Raw genomic sequence first — 22,603 nt, 5'->3', positions numbered from 1 at the left:
AAGCAGGGAGTCCCCTATCTCCCTGCTCATTGGCCCATTAGCTCACTGACTCAAGACAAAAATCAAAAACCGACAGTGTATCGCTGTTTCTCATTCCGCCCTCAAGCGAGACGTGCAATTTGTACAATGAGAAAGACCCATGCATTTTCAAATACGATATATCATAAGGCTCGTATCATGACTCAACTGATCGTTTTAGGTAGTGTTAACGCTGACCACGTACTGCAAGTTCCTTCGTTCCCTCGTCCAGGTGAAACCTTGATTGGCGGTAACTATCAAGTCATCCCTGGCGGTAAAGGTGCAAACCAAGCCGTAGCGGCAGCAAGATTAAACGCAGACATTGGCTTCATCGCCTGTGTTGGTGACGACCCATTTGGCATCAACATTCGTCAAGATTTTGCTAAAGATGGCATCAATATCGACGGTGTTATCGTTGCAGACAACACGCCAACGGGCATCGCGATGATCCAAGTATCAGCAACGGGTGAAAACAGCATTTGTCTTTCTGCGGAAGCCAATAACAAGCTGACTTGTGAACAAATCGAACCACACTTAGAAAAGATTCGCACGGCTAAATACCTGCTGACTCAACTTGAAACGCCCATTGAAGGCATCGAATACGCAGCAAAAGTAGCCAAAGAGAGTGGCACACAAGTGATTCTAAACCCCGCACCTGCTCGTCCATTATCGGATTCACTGCTTGCTTGTGTTGATGTGATTACACCAAACGAAACCGAAGCAGAAGTGCTGACAGGCATTACCGTGAGGGACAACGCATCAGCTCATCAGGCGGCGTTGGCTCTGCATGCTAAAGGCATCGAGACAGTAATGATCACCCTTGGCGCTAAAGGCGTTTGGGTGAGTCATCGCGGTCAAGGTAATGAAGCCAGCGAAGGTGAATTAATCGCAGGCTTTCGTGTTGAAGCGACCGACACAACCGCTGCTGGTGACACCTTTAACGGCGCACTGGTGACAGGCTTGCTTGAAGATATGCCACTAGAGCGTACGATTAAATTTGCCCACGCTGCTGCTGCTATCTCTGTGACACGCTTTGGTGCTCAAACGTCGATTCCAAGCCGTGCTGAAACCGATGCGTTTTTGGCAGAGCAACTGTCTGCTTAGTTTGATACCTATTTGAGGCCTAACTCCTGAGCTAAACCGTGGTTAACGGATGTTAGCCTTCAAATTCAGTAATAACAAATAACAAGCATAAGCCCCTGTTTTCAGGCAGAATATCGCCCAACGTGGAAGGTTATTCCCACAAGGATTTTTTATGGCAACAATGAAAGACATCGCACGGCTCGCAAAGGTTTCGACTTCTACCGTGAGCCACGTGATCAACAAATCACGCTTTGTCAGTGAAGAAATTGCTGAGCGTGTTAACAGTGCGGCTAAAGAACTTAACTACGCGCCTTCTGCATTGGCTCGCAGCTTGAAGATGAAGCAAACCAAAACCTTGGGCATGTTAGTGACCACATCCACTAACCCTTTCTTTGGCGAAGTAGTCAAAGGTGTGGAGCGTCGTTGCTATGAAAAAGGCTACAACCTCATCCTGTGCAATACAGAAGGCGACAGTGAGCGCATGAAGTCCTCTATCGATACCTTGCTGCAAAAGCGTGTCGATGGCTTGATGCTGATGTGTTCTACCCTTGAAGGTGAACACATCGATGTGTTCGAGCGCTACCCAGAACTGCCTGTTGTAGTCATGGACTGGGGCCCGATGCTGTTTGCGAGCGATAAGATCCAAGACAACTCGCATCAAGGTGGCTATATGGCAACCAAACACCTGATCGATAATGGCCACTCTCAAATTGGTTGTATCACCGGCCCACTTCACCGAAATCAAGCGTCGTTGCGTTATCATGGTTTTAAGCAAGCAATGAAAGAAGCCGATTTAGAGATCAACCCTAAATGGATTGTTGAATCCAACTTTGAATGTGACGGTGGTTTTGACTCTTATCAAAGACTGAAAGCTCGTGGTGAAATGCCGTCAGCCTTGTTCGTCTGCAACGATATGATGGCGATGGGTGTGATTCACGCGGCGGCGCAAGATGGCACATCAATTCCGAATGATCTGTCTATTATTGGCTACGATGACATCCTCTTATCGAAATACATGACACCCGCGTTAAGCACTGTCCACCAGCCAAAACACCGTTTAGGTAAAGCCGCAGTCGATACCTTACTAAACCGATTAAAAACACCAGACGCCTACCCGCAAGTCGTTGAGCTTGAACCCACTCTTGTCGAACGAAGCAGTGTAAAAGCGCTTTAGTACTCATCACACCATTAAAAGCTATCAATGCTGCTTAAGTCGAATCCTAAGCAGCATTCAAAGTTAAAACTACCGGGGCATTACAGACGCTAATGATGAAGTCAAGCTAACCGCTAAATTCAAGTTACCCGCGTTTAGCCTCGTCTAACTAAACTTCTTGGCACTAACTCAATACCCGCCTGATAACGTTTCGCTGACGCGTTCAAAGCAAGTGCAAAAGCACTATCGGCAATCACTTCGAATTGCTGTGGCAGTGAATGGACTTTAAAAGGCAAGAAGTCGAGCAGTCGGTTATCACCAAAGGTCGCCAGTTTTACTTGATTGATCAGCTCTGGCTTTTCAACCATCACATCCAACACGCCCTCTAACAAGGTGTAAGACATCGTAACAATTGCATCGGGCACCGTGCCTTTTGCAATCCAGCCCTCAAAAATTTCACGCCCCGATTCTCGGTCAAAGTGCTCACCATAACCCACAACCATCGGCTTGTTGTCTATTCGTCCTGTTTGTTGAGTATGCGCTTTGTTCGCCGCTTCAAAACCCAACTGACGTTCACGTGAAATGTTCAGATCAGGTAATGCCCCAATCAAGCCAAGGCTATGGATGCTGTCATCAAGAATCGAATGCGTCAGTTCAAATGCAGCCTCGAAATCTTCACTGATCACACAAGCAAAATGCTCATCATCTAACGGACGGTCAATTGCGATTACCGGTGTGCCTGAATTTTGCAGCTTCAAGTAGAACTCATTGGCGTCTGGCATTGAGCTCGCCACCAGCAAAGCATCGATACGGCGACTCACCAAAGCTTCCGCTACTTTCCGTTCAGTTTCAGCATCATCATCGGAACAACCAATCAAAATCTGGTAGCCCACCTTACGGGAATTCTGCTCAATCAATTTTGCTAAACGCGCATAACTGCTGTTTTCCAGATCAGGAATAATCAAACCAAATGAACGGCTATTCCCAGCGCGCAACGACGAAGCCGCATGGTCTGGTCGGTAGTTATACTCTTCCACCACTGCCATTACTTTATGCTGCGTCTTTTCACTGATTCGGTATTTCTGCGCCTTGCCGTTGATGACATAACTGGCGGTGGTTTTCGATACACCAGCTAGTTTGGCAATTTCATCAAGTGTCATATGGGTGACCTGTATTTTGTGCGTAGGATCATATAACCAATGTTCGGATCCTAGGATTAGTTGAATTATAAGCTGAATCGATTCAGTATAAAAGCTGAAAGGATTCAGCAAAATCTGAAAAGTGACTTCAATCATTCTTTTGAATGGATTGAGCGTCATTTGTTGTGATTCAACTTCTCGTTATTAACGAAACTGAAATTACGACACGCAGCAAAACTATTTTGAAAACCAAAATCAGCTTTGCTGAATTTTTTTACCCTGAATGCTGAACCGATTCAGCAAGCACAAAGCAAAGAGTAAAGTTCACTAATTCTTGCTCTAGACTGAATCGTAGCGATACACAAATTCTCAAGCAATACGCTAAAGAGGCACCATGCTTAAATTATCAAAATCTGACATCACTCTCGGCCAAACTGCCGAAGACAAATTCAAAGCTATCCAGAACATTGCTGGCGACCTGACCGCGAAAGGCTTAGTTGACTCTGGCTACGTTGAAGGAATGCTGAACCGTGAAAACCAGAATTCTACGTTCTTAGGTAACGGCATCGCGATTCCTCACGGAACCACTGATACTCGTGGCCTAGTAAAAGAGACCGGCGTTGCGGTACACCACTTCCCTAAAGGTATTGATTGGGCAGACGGCAACCGTGTTTACGTGGCGATTGGTATTGCTGCGAAATCTGACGAGCACTTAGGCATCCTTAAGCAGCTAACAAAGGTTCTAGCGGCGGATGGTGTTGAAGAGAAATTAAAACAAGCGAAATCCGAAGACGAAATCATCGCCCTACTTAACGGCGAAGTTCAGCTTGAGGCCGACCTAGACGCTTCTTTAGTTCAGCTACTGTTCCCTGCGAGCGACATGATTCAAATGTCTGCAGTTGCGGGCGGCCTACTAAAGAACACAGGTTGCACAGACAACGCATTCGTTGCTGACCTAGTAACGAAAACACCGACTCACCTAGGCCAAGGTCTGTGGTTGTTGGGCAGCGACAAAGGCGTCACTCGCACTGGTGTATCGTTCGTTTCAACTGCAAACCATTGTGAATTTGAAGGCACACCTGTTAAAGCACTGGTGGCATTTGCTGCTTGCAACAGCGCACACCAATCTATTCTGGCAAACCTAAGCAAGATGGTTTTCGAAGGTAAACAGCAACAACTGTTAACCGCTGATGCCGCACAAGTGATTGGCCTTCTAAAAGGTGAAGCGGTATCTACAGCGTCTCAAGACGATGACAACTGTGCTGTATTCAAAATCAAAAACGCACACGGCCTCCACGCTCGTCCGGGTGCAATGCTAGTCGCTGAAGCGAAGAAGTTTGAATCCACTATCCGTGTTTTAAACCTTGATGGCGACGGAAAAGAAGTGAACGCGAAGAGCTTGATGAAAGTGATCGCTCTTGGCGTTAAACACGGCCACCAACTTCAGTTTGTTGCTGAAGGTGACGACGCAGCACAAGCACTTGAATCGATTGGCAAAGCTATCGCTTCAGGCCTTGGCGAAGGTTAAGGAGTCGATATGTCTGATAAACAAATCAAAGCCGTTACCGTAACGCTTAACCCTGCTCTAGACCTGACAGGCGCTATCGACGCACTGAACGTGGGTTCAGTGAGCCTAGTAAACAAAGGCTCTCTGCATGCAGCGGGCAAAGGCGTAAACGTAGCAAAAGTACTTTCAGAGCTTGGCGCTAAAGTGACCGTAACGGGTTTCCTTGGTCGCAATAACGAAGAAGCGTTCTGCCAATTGTTCGAACAGATGGGCGCAACTGACCGCTTCATTCGTGTCGACGGCGCGACTCGCATCAACGTAAAACTGGTAGAGAACTCAGGCCAAGTAAGCGACATCAACTTCCCAGGTGTTCCTGTTAATGCTGACGCGATTAAAGCGTTTGAAGAAACCTTATTAGAGCTTGCTGAAACGCACGATTACTTCGTCATTGCAGGCAGCTTGCCACAAGGCATCTCTCCTGAGCTTTGCGCTTCTTGGGTTCAACGCTTACACGATTTAGGTAAAAAGGTGCTATTTGATAGCAGCCGTGACGCACTTAAAGCCGGTATCAATGCACAGCCTTGGTTGATTAAGCCAAACGATGAAGAGCTGTCTCAGCTGTTCAACGCTGAACTGACCACGCGCGACCAATGCCAACACGCAGGCCAAGCCCTAAGTGAAAAAGGTATTGAGAACATCGTGGTGTCACTTGGCGCAGAAGGCGTGATGTGGCTAAACCAAGGTAAATGGTTACATGCTCAACCACCGCGTATGCAAGTGGTTAGCACGGTAGGCGCAGGCGACACCTTAGTTGCTGGCCTTTGTTGGGGTCACATGCAACAGATGCCAAAACCAGAACTTATTCAATTCGCCACCGCCCTATCTGCTCTAGCCGTTTCACAGGTAGGCGTGGGCATCACCAGCCAACAAGAGCTGGATTCAGTACTACAAAATATCCAATTACAGTCGCTTAGTGATCCAACTAGCCAGTTAGACACAAGCAAATAGGACAAAAGGTTTATTATGAATATTACCATTATCACAGCTTGCCCGAGTGGCGTAGCAAACAGCATCATCGCAGCAGGCTTGTTAGAGCAAGCGACAAAAGCACTGGGTTGGAACGCCGCTATTGAATGTCAATCAAGCGTGTTACCTGACTCAACCGTATCGCAAGACGCTATCGACAGCAGCGACGTTGTGGTTATCGCAGCTAACACAAACGTTGATAAAGCGCGCTTTGTCGGCAAGAAAGTGTACCAAGCGGCTATCTCTGAATGCACAGCGGATGCAAAAGCATTCCTAGAGAAAGCAGTCGCAGAAGCAACAGTATTAGACGCTTCACAAGTTGAAAGCGCTGTTGAAGTGACTGGTACGTCACCAAACTCTTCTACAACAGCAAGCACAGGCAGCAAAAAGATCGTTGCGATTACCGCTTGCCCTACGGGTGTTGCACATACCTTTATGGCCGCTGAAGCGCTTGAAGCAGAAGGCAAACGCCTAGGTCACCAAATCAAAGTGGAAACTCGCGGCTCTGTCGGTGCGAAAAACCAACTGACAGACCAAGAAATCGCAGACGCTGATCTGGTTATCATCGCAGCAGATATCGACGTGCCTCTGGATCGTTTTAACGGCAAAGCGCTATACAAAACGACCACGGGTCCTGCGCTTAAGAAAACAAAACAAGAGATGGAAAAAGCCTTCGCAGAAGCGAAACCATACCAACACACAGCGTCTTCAAATTCAGCACCGACTGACGAGAAGAAAGGCGTGTACAAGCACCTAATGACCGGTGTTTCTCACATGCTTCCAGTGGTCGTTTCGGGTGGTTTGATCATCGCACTCTCTTTCGTATTCGGTATCGAAGCGTTTAAAGAAGAAGGCACACTGGCAGCGGCACTGATGACAATCGGTGGTGGTTCGGCGTTCGCACTGATGATCCCTGTTCTTGCTGGTTTCATTGCATTCTCAATTGCTGACCGTCCGGGTCTGGCTCCGGGTCTGATCGGCGGTATGCTAGCGAGCTCTACGGGCGCAGGTTTCCTAGGGGGTATCGCAGCAGGTTTCATTGCCGGTTACGCAGCGAAATTCATTGCCGACAAGGTTCAACTTCCACAATCGATGGAAGCTCTCAAGCCGATTCTGATCATTCCGTTTATCGCGAGTTTGTTCACTGGTTTGGTGATGGTTTACATCGTCGGTGGCCCTGTAGCCGGTGTGATGAGCGCTATGACAGACTTCCTAAACAACATGGGAACGTCTAACGCGATTCTTCTGGGTGTGATTCTAGGCGCAATGATGTGTTTCGACCTTGGTGGCCCAGTAAACAAAGCGGCTTACACATTTGGTGTTGGTCTACTGGCTTCACAAACTTACGCACCAATGGCAGCCATCATGGCCGCAGGTATGGTGCCAGCTCTAGGTATGGGCCTTGCTACTTTCCTAGTGAAAGACAAGTTTGAAGCTGGCGAGCGTGAAGCAGGTAAAGCATCATTCGTTCTTGGTCTGTGTTTCATCTCTGAAGGCGCGATTCCATTCGCAGCGAAAGACCCAATGCGTGTTATCCCAGCTTGTATGGCGGGTGGCGCACTAACGGGGGCTCTATCAATGATGTTTGGTGCTCAACTGATGGCGCCACACGGTGGTCTATTCGTACTACTGATTCCTGGTGCTATCTCTCCAGTTCTAATGTACCTAGTGGCGATTGCAGCCGGTACAGCAGTAACAGGCTTTGGTTATGCCGCTCTTAAAAAGGCGAGCGACACTAAAGTCACAGCAGAGGCTTAATCCCCCGGAGTCGGTTAGGCTCCCATAAAGCAAAGGCTCCTCAATTGAGGAGCCTTTTTAATTCATGAACGGTTCCGTTTTGAAAGAAATCACAACAACATAAGTATATTAGCTTAGCTACTTAGCGTTTCTTCAAATACACCCAGCTCACGGCCAAGCCAAATCGCCCGAACAGTGTGGTCTAGTGTTTCTTCACCACCCGTAACAGGGTGAATCAACACCGACATATCACCGCGCTCTTGCTCAAGCCATTCAATAATACCCGACTCTTTGTCAGCAAAATGAATCTCAAACATTGGCATCTTATGTGGACCCACCAAACGCTGGACTAATGGGAAAGTCTCTAATACATCTTTACGGTCGGTTAAAATTTTCTGACGCAGCGTTTCCGCCTGCTCTGCAAACCGCAGAGGGAAATAGATATGAGCGTGGTACATAGCACCATCCTTTAGAATTCTGATGAGGCAAGTTTATACCTAAACCGCCTTTAATAGCTAAAGCTAAATAGCTGGATTTTAGACTTGCTTTCGGAAGGCTCAATGAGAAATAGAAGAGCGAGAGTCTGTTGTTCAAAGCGTTCGAAAACAGACTCAAGTAATGTATCTATAGAGAAAGCGTTATATGACTACGGACGTAACTTCAACACCGAATCAATATCTTCAGCTGAGTGACGCTCTGGTACTTGCTCCCACTCTTCACCAAATGCACGATTAACCACTCGACCACGTTGGAAACCTTCGCGTGCTGCTAACATTTTCGCCCAGCGAACTACGTTGGTATAAGCGTCTACTTGAAGGAACTCTGCCGCGTCATACAGCTTGCCCAAAACAAGGTTGCCGTACCATGGCCAAATCGCGATATCAGCAATACTCAACTCTTCACCCGCAACGAAGGTGTGGTTTGCAAGTTGCTTATCTAACACGTCGAGTTGACGCTTCGCTTCCATTGCGAAACGGTTGATTGGATACTCTTGCTTTTCATTCGCGTAAGCGTAGAAGTGACCGAAACCACCACCTAAGAAGGGAGCGGAACCTTGCGCCCAAAACAACCAGTTGATCACTTGCGTTCGTGCAGCCCCTTCTTTAGGTAAGAAATGACCAAATTTTTCCGCAAGATGCATCAAGATGGATGCAGATTCGAAAACATTAACTTCTTCGCGGCCTGATTTATCAAGCAGAGCTGGGATCTTCGAATTTGGATTTACACCAACAAAACCAGAAGAAAATTGGTCTGACTCACCAATATTGATCAAGTACGCATCATATTCAGCTTCTTTAACCCCTGCCGCTAACAGCTCTTCGAGCATGATGGTGACTTTCTGGCCATTCGGTGTGCCAAGAGAATACAGTTGCAAAGCATGGTCACCAACAGGAAGCTCTTTATCAAATCGAGCACCAGATTCAGGACTATTAATATTTGCCCACTTGTTATCACCTGCAGCATCGTTAACCCAAACTTTTGGCGGTGTGTATTGTTGTGACATGATATTTCCTTATTAATATAGGGTCTCACCCACTGATATTAGGTCACATACTCTTGGTTAAAACCCCTGAATACGATTTATTTTCAAACTGTTAAGCATGGCTTATTCCAGAAAGACATAACCGCATTACCAAATCATTCTTAGAAAAGCTATGCACTCATTCTATATCGTTAAAGTGAACGCATCATTTCGCGACAACAGACCTGCTGGTTGCGAAAAGCTGTGATAAAATCGAGAGATTACAAATTAATAAGGATTTGGCAATGTCTTCTGATTACACAGGCTCGAGTGCAGCGTATGCTCGCCAAGAGAAAGGCTACCGTGAAAAGGCACTAAAACTGTACCCATGGGTTTGTGGTAAATGTGCGCGTGAATTCGTTTATTCGAATTTAAGAGAGCTGACCGTTCACCACGTAGATCACGACCATACAAACAACCCTGAGGATGGCAGTAACTGGGATCTATTGTGTCTCTATTGCCACGATCATGAACACTCCAAATACACTGACCATGAGCGCTATGGTGTCGATGCAAAAGCGCGCCTCGATGATCATCAAACGGCAACTCATAACCCTTTTGCCGATCTTGCTAAAATGATGAAGAAGTAACACGTTTCCTGATCTAAATTTATTAGAGACTAGAGAACAATAAACCCCAGTATGGTGACATGCTGGGGTTTATTTTATCAGCCTTTACATCGCGATTAAGGTGAGATCAAAAAAGCCTTCCGAAGAAGGCTTTCTAAAATCAAATAAGGTTAGGCTGCCGCTTGTTTGCGAGATTCTTCGACCCGCTTAGCGCGTTTTTTTAAAGTCAACTTATCGCGGTATGCAAACCAAACGTAACTCACCACAATCAAGAAGAACAGATATGACAACGAGAAAATGAATGGCGATTGAATAACATCATTCGAGATACCCCAAGAAACACCAATAACCGTAACAGCGATTTTCGCAAAAAAGCCACACATTAATAGCATTAAAGCTAAAGCAGGGAAACGCGTGCTACGGAATGCAAACCAGTAACAACAACCCACAGCCAATGTCGCGATATAAAAGCCAAACAGGAAAGAGTGAATATGATCAGCGGCAGCAAAACCACCGGAAATGGACATCAATAGAATTAAAAACAGTTTCATATACTCACCTCGCCTTCAGTTGGAAATACAACCTTTTTCAAATATGCAAACTCAGTTTGCAGTTCTATTTTCCCACTTTTTTTCAACAACGCAACCCTTTAGAGCGATCAAAATGTAAGCAGAAACACTCACAAAAACCCCATTAACAACTGCTTAACATACTGTTTTTTATAACCGTACGCTACTCCTTGCCTCAAACCGTAAATGCGCTGCCTTGACCCATTTTGTTACATAAAATAAACATTAGAAAATACATGAAATTATTCGTCACTTTGTGATATCAGCACAAAACGTACACCAATTAAAGAGGTGGTCATACGAAAACACTTAAAGACAGGCCGTTAAAAGTAACAAAACAGAAAGGTAGCAAGAGCAATTCAAACACCAAACCCAAACAACTCATTAACAACAAGGATTTAATTGGCCGAAAATAGAAAAAGAGATTCCAATCACATTTTTATTGGTTATAATCCGCGATCTTTTGCGTCAACCACCGAAAACGCAAACTAATTTTTAATAAACATCACAATAACCCGTCTTCAGTTAAGTGGATTCACCTAACCGATGACAAAACTGAGAATAAAAATGAGCAAGATTGATAAAGCAACACGTATCCTGCTAGCAGGCTTCTGTATCAACCTTTGTCTTGGCATCCTGTATGCTTGGAGTGTATTTAATAAAGCGCTAGTCACTGAAGCTGGTTGGAGTGCTGCTGAAGCATCTTCACCTTACGCTATTGCTACGATCACATTCTCGGTTTGTCTTCTTGTTGCGGGCATCCTACAAGACCGTATGGGTCCACGTAAGATCCTTATCCTAGGTACAGCGCTTACCGGCTTTGGTATGATTGCTTCTGGTTTCGCTACAACACCTATGATGCTGAACATCACGTTCGGTGTGATGACAGGTGCTGGTATCGGCTTCGGTTACGCATGTCTTTCTCCATCAGCAATGAAGTGGTTCCACTCTTCTAAGAAAGGGATGGTTAACGGTCTTATCGCAGCAGGCTTCGGTCTTGCGGCTATCTACCTAGCACCCGTAACTTCTGCGCTAATCGACAGCATGGGTATCCAAACGAGCTTTATGATCCTTGGGGTTGGTGTACTTGCAATCGCAGTACCTCTAGCCGCAACAATCAACAACCCACCAGCGGATTACACGCCAGCTGAGCCTAAAGTAAAAGCAGGCCAAGCGCCTAAGGCCGTTAAGAAGACTGAAGACCTAACTTGGAAAGTCATGCTGAAGACTCCTCAGTTCTACTCTCTATGGATCATGTACGCATTCGCTGCCTCTGTTGGCCTAATGGTCATCGGTAACATCACGACAATTGCTAGCGTTCAAGCGAACCTGCCAAACGCCGTTTACCTAGCGTCTATTCTTGCAGTATTCAACTCAGGCGGTCGTGTTGCTGCGGGTATGCTTGCAGATAAAATCGGTGGTGTACGTACGCTACTTCTAGCGTTCATCCTTCAAGGCGCGAACATGGCTCTATTCGCTACGTTCAACTCTGAATTCACGCTAATCATTGGTACGGCTATCGCAGCTGTTGGTTACGGTACGCTTCTAGCTGTATTCCCAACACTGACTGCTGAATTCTACGGCCTGAAAAACTACGGTACTAACTACGGCGTGCTTTACACGGCATGGGGTATCGGCGGCGCTATCGGTGCAACAGTTGTTGGCTTCTCGATGTCAAACGGCGAAGGTTACGGCCTAGCTTACACAATCTCTGCCGTTATGATGGCAGTGTGTATTGTTCTCGCCATCATCACTAAACCAATCTCTGAAGCTAAAGTTGCTGAACTAAAAGCATCACAAGCTTAATCAATAGAAAACATTGAATGTGTTACTGAAGAGCTTAACCTTAGGGTTAGGCTCTTTTTGTATCCAGTCACTGGCTCATATTCGTCCACACATTTTGTTCTCTCGTATTTCGTGTTTAAACCGTTAGTACATGAGCATTTTCAATCATTTTCGATATAATTAGAGAAAATGCTTAATATTTAAATACGTATGAATTTGAAAAAACTCTTCATTTTAGCTTTGGTTAGTGTCTTCTCAGGTTGTGCCGTCTACGCGGGTTTAAACTTCAATGAACTGTTTGGTGAACAACAAGTCCGCGAGCGCCAAGCGCCTATTCTTTCCGCTAAAGCACAGTTCTTCATTGACGAAGTAAAACCCATCATCGATAAGCGATGCGTAGTTTGTCACGCTTGTTATGACGCTCCTTGCCAACTCAAGATGTCTTCAGTGGAAGGCATAGACCGTGGTGCGACCAAGGCTCTCGTTTATCAAGGCACCCGTTTAACGGCATCAGCCCCGACTCGGTTGTTTGAAGATGCATTCACCACACAAGGGTGGCGCGATGCGGACTTCCATCCTGTACTGAACGAGCGGGATCAGACGTCAACTGCGAACCTCGAAGCGGGTTTGATTTCTCGTCTGTTGACGCAGAAACAGAATCACCCTCTTCCAGAGCAACCCCAACTGACAGGTTTCGACTTTTCAACGGATCGCGATCAACAATGTCCAACGATTGAAGAATATGCTCAATACGAAAGAGATTACCCGACGTGGGGAATGCCTTATGGGATGCCGAATTTAGATAAAACAGAATACGCGACTCTAATGAGTTGGTTGGAAAATGGCGCGTTGATGAATGCCCACATTCCGCTAAATGAAGCAGAACAAGAGCTCGTTAATGTCTACGAAAGCTTTTTAAATAAGAGTGACAATAAAAGCCAACTTTCAGCTCGCTACATCTATGAACACCTATTTCTATCTCACGTTTATTTTTCTGATTTAGCGCAGCCACCCCGTTTCTTTACTATTGTGCGCTCTGCAACACCTCCCGGAGAAGCGGTACAACGCATCACAACGCGCCGTCCTTACGACGATCCAAATGTAGATCGTGTTTATTATCGAATCATTCCAGAGCAAGGCACTATCGTCGACAAAACGCATATGCCTTTTGCGTTAAATAAAGAACGTCTACAAAAGTGGAACACCTGGTTTGTTGATGCCAACTACGTTGTAAAACAACTTCCTAGTTACAACATTGATGTTTCGGCAAACCCAATGACATCATTTGAAGCGCTACCGGTAAACTCACGCTTTCACTTCATGTTAGACAACGCGCAAAACACCATCATGGCTTTTATCAAAGGGCCGGTGTGTCGTGGGCAATTAGCCTTGAATGTGATTAACGATCGTTTTTGGGTTTTCTTCATCGATCCCGAGAAAGCCGATGTACCGGAGATTAACGCTTTCTACGCGAGCCAAAAGAAAAACTTAAAGCTACCGAGTGAACTCAAAAGCAACACCTTACCTGTGACGAACTGGGTACGATACGCAAAACAACAAGCGCAATACCTAAATGCGAAATCAGACTTCACCAACCAGTGGTTTAAAAGTGGCGTACACCTAGACACGAGCATGATCTGGGATGGCAACGGCACAAACCCTAACGCGGCTCTCACCATATTCAGACACTTTGACAGTGCTTCCGTTGTCCAAGGACTAGTGGGCCCTCAGCCTAAAACAGCGTGGATCTTAGACTACGCATTATTAGAGCGTATTCATTATCTACTGGTCGCCGGGTTTGACGTGTACGGTAACTTCGGCCACCAGTTAATGACTCGCATGTTTATGGATTTTTTACGCTTAGAAGGTGAAAGTAATTTTTTAACATTATTGCCGAAAGATATCCGACACATAGAGCATTCGAGCTGGTATAAAAATCAGAGTGTCCAATTAAGTGACTTCCTACAACGCAACGTTGCGCCTTTCGATCAGCCAACTAACGTGGTGTATAAAACTGCTGATCCAAAGCGTGAACTGCTCGATATGATTAAAGATAAACTCGCGCCTGTGCTCGATCATCGCTTTGATATTATCGAAACCGGTTTTAGTCGAAAGAATGAAGCACTGCTGAACCAAGTGAATTTGATCAAGGGAGAAGGCCTCCGTCATGTCCCTCAATTAGTGATGATCATGATAGAGGGCGAAAACGGCGAAGAACAGCTTTTCACCATGATTCACAATAATGCGCACAGCAACATTTCTAGCTTGTTTAATGAAGAAAGTAACCGTGATTACGCCAATGATGACCTGACGCTTGTGCGAGGTGTTGTCGGTAGCTACCCTGCGGCTTACCTATCTTTAACCGAGAGCGAGATACCCACTCTGGTGAAAACGCTGCAAAACTTAAAGACAGAAGCAGACTATGTAGCGTTACTGGATCAGTTTGCAGTACGACGCAGCTCAAGCGAATTCTGGCCGTTCAGTGACCGAGTTCATCGTTGGTATCAACAAAATCAACCTATTGAATACGGCCTGTTAGATTACAACCGCTTTGAGAACCGCTAATACACTTGACATCAATACACGTATTCATCAAAAGTAGGGATTAAACCAAGCACTTTTACACAAAAACCGCCAATGTCTTCATTTAAGAACGACGACTTTGGCGGTTTTTCTATTCTAATTTAGCTCGCTCACTGGAAGGTTCTGACGCCACTTTAATCCGTGTTTAGATCTGCGCTTGCAACGCCTCGATAGACGCTTGAACCAACGCCGACAACTCGCTATCTTTCTTTTGATATTCAATGAGTGAATCGCTGCTTGCCTCTATAACTTGGCATGCATTGTAAAGTTGCAACAGACCTAAACTGCCGGCGGAACCTTTCAATTTATGAGCGAGCGATTTCACTTCACGACCATTGCCCAAATTACTCGCTTCGGCCATTTCACGTAACGTAACACGACTACTCTCTTCGAATAGTCCTACAATCTGCTTCATTTTTTCTAAACCAAGGATGGACAAGTCGCCCTTGATGACATTGGTATCAATCAATTTCACGGTCGTTTCTCCTGGATCTTCCGTTGGCGAAGCCTTAATCGCAAGATCAGAGATAACACTCGTAGTTTGCGATAAAGACAACGCGTTGCTTTTGTCCTGCTGAAGCGTACCATCTGAGCGACATATAGAGTTGTGAGGCTCGGGCTGCGGCAGGAGTAAAGTTTTGCCATCAAGTTGGGTCACGATAAGCTGAGCAAGGGCCTCTTTTTCTAACGGCTTAGGTAAAAAACCATCGAATCCAGAGGCTAAATAGCTTTCCACTTCTTCATTAAAAACATGAGCCGATACCGCAATCATCGGTGGAGCATACGGCTGTGGAATATCTAACGACATCACAACTCCCCCTTTGAGTTGCTGAATTAATTCCACACCATCACAGTCCGGTAGGTTAATATCGACCAATGCAATGTCGAAGGTTTGTTCGCTATAAATAGCTCGAGCTTCTTGGCCCGTTGTCGCGATGACCACCTCATGCCCTAGGTTATGTAAGAACCCTTCAGCAACAATGCAGTTAACCGGATTATCTTCGATTAACAGTACCTTCGCGCGAATACAGGTTTCAACAGCCACCACTTTAGTTTCCACTTTTTCACCTAATTCAAGTGGAACAGAGAACCAAAACTGACTCCCCTCGCCCTCTTCAGAATGGACACCAATGTCGCCATTCATCGCGAATACAATACTTTGGCTAATGGCTAAACCTAAGCCTGTGCCGCCCGTCTTATTGCGTCCGCTGTCTGTTTGGCTAAATGCATCAAATAAGCACTGGTGGTCACTGGCTCGGATACCAACACCTGAGTCTGACACCTCAAACATAACGCGATACTGGTCCTCGACATCTAAACTAACAAAGATATCCACTTCCCCGCTATCGGTAAACTTGATCGCATTGCCAACCAAATTATTCAATATCTGGCTAATACGTGTCACGTCACCACGCCAGTAACGATGCACATCACTCTCAATGTGGAAGTTAAACTCGAGTTGCTTTTCTGCTGCACGTCCTTCCATCAACTGATAAGTATCATGAACCATCTGATGAAGATCAAAAGAAGCAACTCGGATCTCTAGATGACCCGCTTCTATCTTCGAATAATCAAGCACGTCGTTCAAAATCGAAAGTAGGTTCTTACCACTGCGATTAATGATATCGGCGTAGCCAGACTGCAATGGATTTAACCCCGTATCTTTCAGTAATCTTGCCGTACCCAGCACCCCATTCATAGGCGTTCTGATTTCATGGCTCATCGTCGCTAAGAAAGCCGATTTTGCCCGGCTTGCTTGCTCAGCAGCACGACGGGCTTTAGCGTGATTCGTTACCTCAACGTTGAGCTTTTGGTTGGTCTGTTGCAGTTGATAAGTACGCTCAGTGATCAACTCTTCAAGATGCTCTTTGTGCTCTTCAAGCTCCCTTTTCGCTTTCGCTTCACCGACGGCAACCACTTGCAACGCTTGAGCCGTATTTCTCGCGGTAATGATGGCTTCCCCCATATGAGCCAATTCATCATTACCCTTAACCGAAATATCAATGTTCAGCCGCCCTTGCGCAATAGACATTAAGGCTGAAGAGTATTCGGTAAGACGTTTAACCACCGAAATATACACGACTCGCCACACAATAAAGGCAACAATAACAAGACCAACAATGGAGATAACCGAGAGTGACCATTGCGCCAAACTCAGCGTTGATGTCAGCTCATCGACCGCTTTCTTTGTACTCAAATTCGAGTCATCGATAAGTTGGTTGACGGTAGTGTTCAACTGAGAGAACAACTGCAACGTATTTTGCATCAAAAACTCGGACTTTTTGTTGTTCTCATATTGTTCTAAAGAAATATCGAAAACGACTTGGCGCTTTCTTAGCTCTTCAAGAAGCTGAGTCATCTGCGCTGAACGAGTAGGATCTTCGACCGCTTTCACGCGGCGCGCCATGATTCTTAGGTTCGATTCAAATTCAGATTGGATTTGATGAATACGTTCAACGTTGGTAACGGTTTGCGTTTCTTCAATTTGATTAAGCATTTTGAACGCCAGCAAATGCAATTCATGCAAACGCTCAGATAAATCAAGGTCAACCTCAACAAGCGCATCTAGAGCTTGGTATGCTTTATCGGTTTGTTGGGTTTCTAGCAGGTCGTAGATGTGCGTCACGTTAGCAACCGCAATGGTTGCTGTGTTCAAAACTTGGGTTCGTGTTAGCTGTTCGAGCTCTTCAGCAAGTAAGCGCATCTCTTCGACACGAGACGAAAGCTCTTTGTTTAACCATAGCTTACGCTCAACCGACACACCCAGCTCAGCCAGTGTGTTAATGACACTTTGGACATTGTTTTCAAGTTTATCGAGGAGTTGAGAATCAAAACTGTCGACGCCAAGTTCTTTGATATGCTGAAGCAGCGAGTCAAGTTGCTCGAACAGCACAGTACCAGCCTCTTTTCTTTCGGCTTCATTTCTCGCATTGGAAAGCGTTTGTATTGACGAAATAATACGGTTACTCAACTCAGAAACCTGACGAGCTTCGATCATCGCTGGCAATGCCGAATCAACAACATTTCTTTCCGTTTTTGCAACAAAACTGAACCCAGAAACACCGATTAATGCAGATAAAAGAACGAGCATCGCCATCACTAAAAATGAGGCCAGCAGCTTGCGTCCAATACTTGCTGAAGCTAACAACATAAAACCTAAACCTTAAAACGTTCTTCTTTACCCATGCAGAATACGCTATATTTTGCAGTGTTTCTTACCTAAAACCAATAAAACGGCAATTCATGCTTTCTAAACCCTTGGCTTCTAAATATCTTCTTTCATTGCTGGCTATCCTGGCTTCTTCGGCATATGCCAATGAGCAGACAATCCAAAACAAACCTTCAAATTCTAAATACCAAAAAGAAAAGATCTGTGCTATTTACCCGCATTTAAAAGACTCCTATTGGCTATCGGTCAATTATGGCATGGTTTCTGAAGCAGAAAATCAACAGGTTGAACTAAGAGTATTAGAAGCCGGTGGATATCCAAATGTAAATAAGCAAACCTCGCAACTGGTGCTTTGCACTAAATGGGGCGCTGACGCCATTATTTTAGGCACAGTTTCACCAGATGCGTACCGTGACAATCTCAGCGACTGGGTTGGTTCGACACCTGTGTTTGCGACCGTGAATGAATTGGTCCTCAATACAGAACAACAAAAAATATTAAAAGGTACGGTGGGGGTGGACTGGTACCAAATGGGTTTCCAAGTGGGTGAATATCTGGCGAAATTACACCCTAAAGGATCAGGAAACACCCCTATCGCTCTGTTGTTGGGGCCTCAAGCAAGCGGCGGCACTAAACCAGTCGCATTAGGTTTCTACGATGCAATCCAATCAAGTGATGTGACGATCGCGGTCAACTATTGGGCTGATAATGACAAAGAACTGCAGAGAAATTTGGTCCAACAAGTGATAGAGCAACCTAACATAAAATACATTGTTGGCAGTGCCGTCGCTATTGAAGCGGCGATCAGTGAGCTTAGAGCTGCAGGAAAAACCAATGACATCGGTCTGATTTCGAGTTATTTGAGCCACGGAGTTTACAGGGGGCTACTGCGAAATAAAGTCCTCTTTGCTCCAACAGATAAGATGGTCGCGCAAGGTCGTTTATCCGTAAAACAAGCCGTCAGCTACTTGCGAGATCAACCTTATAAAAAACACAGCGTGCCAACGATAGAAGCTTTGACTCCTACAACACTCAAAGATCAAGTTATTGCGGACTCTCTGTCACCTTCTGAGTTTCGCCCTGTGTTCAGCGTAAATCCATAATGCTATATTGAGTAAAGTATTCAATAACAATAAAAAACACGAACAATAATTAGGGAACATTCATGCAAAAAACAACGCGTACTATGCCAACGCATAAGAATATTGCTTTAGTCGCTCATGATCACTTTAAACCTGAGCTACTAAGATGGGTTACAGAAAATAAAGAAAAACTACAAAGTCACTTCCTTTATGCAACGGGCACTACGGGTTCTCTACTAAGCAAAGAAACAGGTTTAGCCATCAAGAGCATGATCAGTGGCCCAATGGGCGGCGACCAACAACTTGGCGCACTTATCTCGGAAGGTAAAATCGACATGTTGATTTTCTTCTGGGATCCACTAAACGCAGTTCCACACGACCCAGACGTGAAAGCCTTGCTGCGCATAGCAAGTGTGTGGAATATTCCAGTGGCAACAAACCGTGCAACTGCAAATTTCCTGTTTAACTCTTCGTTGCTTGAACAAGAAGTGAGTATTGAAATTCCTGACTACGAAGCGTATCTCGCAGATCGCACTTAATTATTCGGCACAAAAAGTTGAAGTGAACGCTAACGACCTTAAGTCTATTTAGAGCGTCATTTACAGATAAGAACGGCCCTTCATTTGGGCCGTTTTTTTTGGACAATACGTCATCTTATTCATCCTTTTTGATTCACCTTAAATCTGTTTGAGATAAAACCTGATTTAGTGATTGTGGGCCATTGCACTTGCTATAGACACCTCCAAGTGCCAACACAATCCGCTTAAAAAAGCGCCAGCCTAGCGATATAAAGCCTGTTTAGATAATTAATTTCTAAAATTTATGTGACTTAACCATTATTTTTATTGGTGAATACATCGGTAAAGATGAATTGAATTTTACATTATTGAAACATAACACTGAATTATAAGTTCTTTTGTTAGCGGGTTTAATATGCGCTTTTTTTAGCCACCCAATGTCTCCCCCCAATTCATGGCGTCCGTTTTTTCACGGTTGAATCACCTTGCATATACCCAGCTTCACCTTGTAATTCACCATGCTACATTCACAAAACCAATGGCAGAATCATCTTCTTCACAAGTTTAACCCTCATAAAATTAACATAAATATTTCCAATATATGTCTATCGTTACAGTTTGTAACCAATAGCGGTTATCGGTATAGTCTTGCACTTCAAAAAAGTGAGGCGTTTACGCCCACCTAAAAGGAGATAATAATAATGATTACTAATGATGCTGTAATAATGGGCATGTTAGCTGTAATTCTTGGCGGCGTTTTTATCACGGAAAGTAGCCAAAATAGCGCACTAAAAAAATTCTACTCGTTCGTTCCGGGTTTGTTACTTTGCTACTTTGTTCCCTCTTTACTGAACAGCTTAGGCATCATCGACGCTTCAAATTCTAAACTGTACTTTGTTGCAAGCCGTTACTTGCTTCCAAGTGCACTCGTTCTGCTCATCATATCGGCAGACTTACGCAAAATCTTTGGGTTAGGCTCTAAAGCCGTCATCATGTTTTTAACGGGTACTGTTGGTATCATCATTGGTGGACCATTAGCGATTCTGATTATCGACCAAATTAACCCTGATCTTGTTTCTGGTGATGTATGGCGCGGTCTAACCACGGTGGCTGGCTCTTGGATCGGTGGCGGTGCAAACCAAGCGGCAATGAAAGAAGTATTTGAAGTTGATGACAAACTGTTTTCTGCCATGATTACGGTTGATGTTATCTGTGCCAATATTTGGATGGCTGTCTTGCTTATCATGGCCGGTCGCCATAAAAAGATTGATGCATGGTTAAAAGCGGATACTTCATCAATCGAAGAGCTAAAAGAGACAGTATCTAAATATCAAGATGAAAACGCTCGCCCAACCACAACAACCGATCTAATGAAGATCACTGCCATTGCGTTCGGTCTTACTGGTTTAGCACACTTCTTTAGCGACATCATTGCACCATGGATTTCAACCAATGCTCCAGAACTGGCACAGTACAGTCTTACGTCTGGATTCTTCTGGTTAATCGTAATGGTAACGACATTCGCACTCATCGCTTCATGCTTCAAATCAACACGTAGCCTTGAACACAGTGGCGCATCTAAAGTGGGCTCGGCATTCATCTACATCTTAGTTGCAACCATTGGTATGCAAATGGATGTGACGGCTATCTTCGATAACCCAGGTTACTTCTTTATTGGGATTACGTGGTTAACAATTCACGCGGTTATCATGATTGTGATGGCGAAGCTAATTCGTGCACCTTTATTCTTCATGGCGGTCGGTAGCCAAGCTAACGTAGGCGGCGCTGCATCTGCTCCTATCGTTGCTGCTGCATTCCACCCGGCTTTGGCTCCAGTCGGTATCCTAATGGCTGTACTTGGTTACGCGTTGGGTACATACGGCGCTTATATCTGTGGCTTAATCATGCAGGCCGCAGCATTAGGTTGATAATCCTTTAACGTAAAATCTATGTGGGCAATATCAGCCTCAGTCATATTCCCCATTTTAGTTTTAGGACGAGCAATCAAAAAGGCGACAGTTTTCACTGTCGCCTTTTTTATAAAGAATGTCCCGTCCTGAAATGTGTTTACACATTGAGGACTAATTATGAACACGTCAAATAAACCCTACGTTAAGCGCACTCAGCGTGATTACACACTAGGCTTTAAATTACAGGTTGTTGATGCCGTAGAAAAAGGCGATATGACTTATAAGCAAGCCCAATCAATTTATGGTATCCAAGGCCGCTCAACAGTACTTACGTGGCTAAGAAAGTATGGAAAAATGGATTGGACGGTTAATCCAAGGACGAACACTATGCCTAAATCACCTAGAGCGAAGGAATCACCATCTCAAAAAATAAAGCGCTTGGAAAAAGAGCTCGAAGATGAGCGTTTACGTACTCTGCTTCTTCACGAAGTAGTCGATATCCTTGATGCTGAGCATGGGATGTCCCTCAGAAAAAAGTATATTGCGAAGGAGCAAGAAGCCTTCAAAAAAAGACCAAAATCAGTTTAAGTAAAGCGTGTTCGCTTCTTGGTATATCGCGACAAAGCGTATACCAAAGAGAGATTCATTGCCAAAAGCGTAAAGATGAACTCGCACCAATCAAGGATATGGTTCTTGAGGTACGACGATTTATGCCTCGAATAGGAACTCGTAAGCTCTACTTCTTGTTAAAGCCTAAAATTGTTGCCCAAGGAATTAAATTGGGGCGAGATGCCTTGTTTGATTATCTGCGAGAGGAGCGTTTACTGATAAGGCCGAAACGCAGTTATACCAAAACAACGAACAGTAAGCATTGGATGAAAAAGCATCCTAACTTACTGAAAGAAGTCGCACCTTCCATGCCTGAGGAAGTACTTGTGATCCGCACCAGAAGTTTTGGACACCGAGTTAAGTGAGTACAATCACTAACGAGGTGAACAATGACAACTAAGAAAACACGAATCAAACATGCTCCTGAATTTAAAGCCGAAGCGCTTAAGTTAGCAGAGAAAGTCGGTGTCTCTGCTGCCGCACGACAGCTTTCGCTATATGAATCTCAAATTTATGGGTGGCGTAAAGCCGTCAAAAAAGATGCGAAAATCAGCGATAGAGAAAGGGAGCTCGCCACTGAAAATGCCAAACTCAAACGATTATTGGCAGAGCAAGCTGAAGAGC

17 protein-coding genes and 1 pseudogene are annotated in these 22,603 nt (G+C 44.9%); 13 read left to right on the top strand and 5 right to left on the bottom strand.

The annotated features are described in order from the left end of the window. Window positions 1-177 precede the first annotated feature (177 nt). Window positions 178-1,122 carry a ribokinase gene (gene rbsK, locus L4B77_RS09945; protein ID WP_429750170.1) on the top strand — a complete coding sequence of 315 codons (945 nt, stop codon included), beginning with the start codon at window positions 178-180 and terminating at the stop codon, window positions 1,120-1,122. Between the two features lie 151 nt (window positions 1,123-1,273). Continuing rightward, complete coding sequence (locus L4B77_RS09940; RefSeq protein WP_429750168.1) at window positions 1,274-2,275, top strand: substrate-binding domain-containing protein; 1,002 nt, start codon at window positions 1,274-1,276, stop codon at window positions 2,273-2,275. A gap of 134 nt (window positions 2,276-2,409) precedes the next feature. On the opposite strand, the gene cra is transcribed toward L4B77_RS09940, so the two are convergent. Then, window positions 2,410-3,414, bottom strand: a complete 1,005-nt coding sequence (cra, locus tag L4B77_RS09935) for a catabolite repressor/activator (protein WP_429750166.1) — start codon at window positions 3,412-3,414, stop codon at window positions 2,410-2,412. Between the two features lie 373 nt (window positions 3,415-3,787). Here cra and fruB point away from each other — a divergent pair, with 373 nt between their 5' ends. The 3 genes from fruB to fruA are packed head-to-tail and all read left to right on the top strand — an operon-like array spanning window position 3,788 to window position 7,684. Beyond that, window positions 3,788-4,921 carry a fused PTS fructose transporter subunit IIA/HPr protein gene (gene fruB / locus L4B77_RS09930; protein WP_429750164.1) on the top strand — a complete coding sequence of 378 codons (1,134 nt, stop codon included), beginning with the start codon at window positions 3,788-3,790 and terminating at the stop codon, window positions 4,919-4,921. 9 nt (window positions 4,922-4,930) lie between these two features. Further along, window positions 4,931-5,908, top strand: a complete 978-nt coding sequence (pfkB, locus tag L4B77_RS09925; RefSeq protein ID WP_429750162.1) for a 1-phosphofructokinase — start codon at window positions 4,931-4,933, stop codon at window positions 5,906-5,908. Window positions 5,909-5,923: 15 nt separating this feature from the next. Further along, entirely contained in the window at window positions 5,924-7,684 is a 1,761-nt protein-coding gene (fruA, locus tag L4B77_RS09920) for a PTS fructose transporter subunit IIBC (RefSeq protein ID WP_429750160.1), read from the top strand. A gap of 113 nt (window positions 7,685-7,797) precedes the next feature. Here fruA and L4B77_RS09915 read toward each other — a convergent pair whose 3' ends face one another. After that, the gene (locus L4B77_RS09915) at window positions 7,798-8,121 is read right to left on the bottom strand and encodes a DOPA 4,5-dioxygenase family protein (protein WP_372039554.1); all 324 of its coding nucleotides are present in this window, start codon (window positions 8,119-8,121) and stop codon (window positions 7,798-7,800) included. 188 nt (window positions 8,122-8,309) lie between these two features. Next, entirely contained in the window at window positions 8,310-9,167 is an 858-nt protein-coding gene (gene yghU / locus L4B77_RS09910) for a glutathione-dependent disulfide-bond oxidoreductase (RefSeq protein ID WP_261839848.1), read from the bottom strand. A gap of 263 nt (window positions 9,168-9,430) precedes the next feature. Between yghU and L4B77_RS09905 the strand changes: the two genes are divergently transcribed. Then, complete coding sequence (locus L4B77_RS09905) at window positions 9,431-9,775, top strand: YajD family HNH nuclease (protein ID WP_429750158.1); 345 nt, start codon at window positions 9,431-9,433, stop codon at window positions 9,773-9,775. Window positions 9,776-9,924: 149 nt separating this feature from the next. On the opposite strand, the gene L4B77_RS09900 is transcribed toward L4B77_RS09905, so the two are convergent. Further along, window positions 9,925-10,305: an NADH:ubiquinone oxidoreductase gene (locus L4B77_RS09900; RefSeq protein WP_261839847.1), complete on the bottom strand. Its 381-nt coding sequence runs from the start codon at window positions 10,303-10,305 to the stop codon at window positions 9,925-9,927. 585 nt (window positions 10,306-10,890) lie between these two features. Here L4B77_RS09900 and L4B77_RS09895 point away from each other — a divergent pair. After that, on the top strand, window positions 10,891-12,129 hold the full coding sequence (locus L4B77_RS09895; RefSeq protein ID WP_429750156.1) for an L-lactate MFS transporter: 1,239 nt from the start codon (window positions 10,891-10,893) through the stop codon (window positions 12,127-12,129). Window positions 12,130-12,318: 189 nt separating this feature from the next. Beyond that, window positions 12,319-14,673 carry a fatty acid cis/trans isomerase gene (locus L4B77_RS09890; RefSeq protein WP_429750154.1) on the top strand — a complete coding sequence of 785 codons (2,355 nt, stop codon included), beginning with the start codon at window positions 12,319-12,321 and terminating at the stop codon, window positions 14,671-14,673. A gap of 163 nt (window positions 14,674-14,836) precedes the next feature. Here L4B77_RS09890 and torS read toward each other — a convergent pair whose 3' ends face one another. Beyond that, the gene (torS, locus tag L4B77_RS09885; RefSeq protein ID WP_429750152.1) at window positions 14,837-17,842 is read right to left on the bottom strand and encodes a TMAO reductase system sensor histidine kinase/response regulator TorS; all 3,006 of its coding nucleotides are present in this window, start codon (window positions 17,840-17,842) and stop codon (window positions 14,837-14,839) included. 92 nt (window positions 17,843-17,934) lie between these two features. Here torS and torT point away from each other — a divergent pair, with 92 nt between their 5' ends. The 5 genes and pseudogenes from torT to L4B77_RS09860 form a co-directional block, all read left to right on the top strand. Continuing rightward, the gene (torT, locus tag L4B77_RS09880) at window positions 17,935-18,963 is read left to right on the top strand and encodes a TMAO reductase system periplasmic protein TorT (RefSeq protein WP_261839843.1); all 1,029 of its coding nucleotides are present in this window, start codon (window positions 17,935-17,937) and stop codon (window positions 18,961-18,963) included. A 62-nt stretch (window positions 18,964-19,025) separates the two neighbouring features. Beyond that, the gene (locus L4B77_RS09875; protein WP_261839842.1) at window positions 19,026-19,481 is read left to right on the top strand and encodes a methylglyoxal synthase; all 456 of its coding nucleotides are present in this window, start codon (window positions 19,026-19,028) and stop codon (window positions 19,479-19,481) included. Window positions 19,482-20,161: 680 nt separating this feature from the next. Further along, window positions 20,162-21,388 (top strand): DUF819 family protein, encoded by a 1,227-nt coding sequence (locus L4B77_RS09870; RefSeq protein WP_429750149.1) that lies wholly within the window; start codon window positions 20,162-20,164, stop codon window positions 21,386-21,388. A 159-nt stretch (window positions 21,389-21,547) separates the two neighbouring features. Next, a pseudogene (locus L4B77_RS09865) lies at window positions 21,548-22,308 on the top strand (helix-turn-helix domain-containing protein); the annotation flags it as partial. A gap of 60 nt (window positions 22,309-22,368) precedes the next feature. After that, window positions 22,369-22,603: transposase (locus L4B77_RS09860; protein ID WP_429750147.1), on the top strand; the 235-nt coding region annotated here is incomplete at its 3' end.

The sequence above is a fragment of the Vibrio minamisatsumaniensis genome (genome assembly GCF_050337445.1).
Classification (GTDB): Bacteria; Pseudomonadota; Gammaproteobacteria; order Enterobacterales; family Vibrionaceae; genus Vibrio; species Vibrio artabrorum.
The sequence above is the reverse complement of the archived record's forward strand: the minus strand, read 5'-3'. Positions and strand labels throughout refer to the sequence as shown.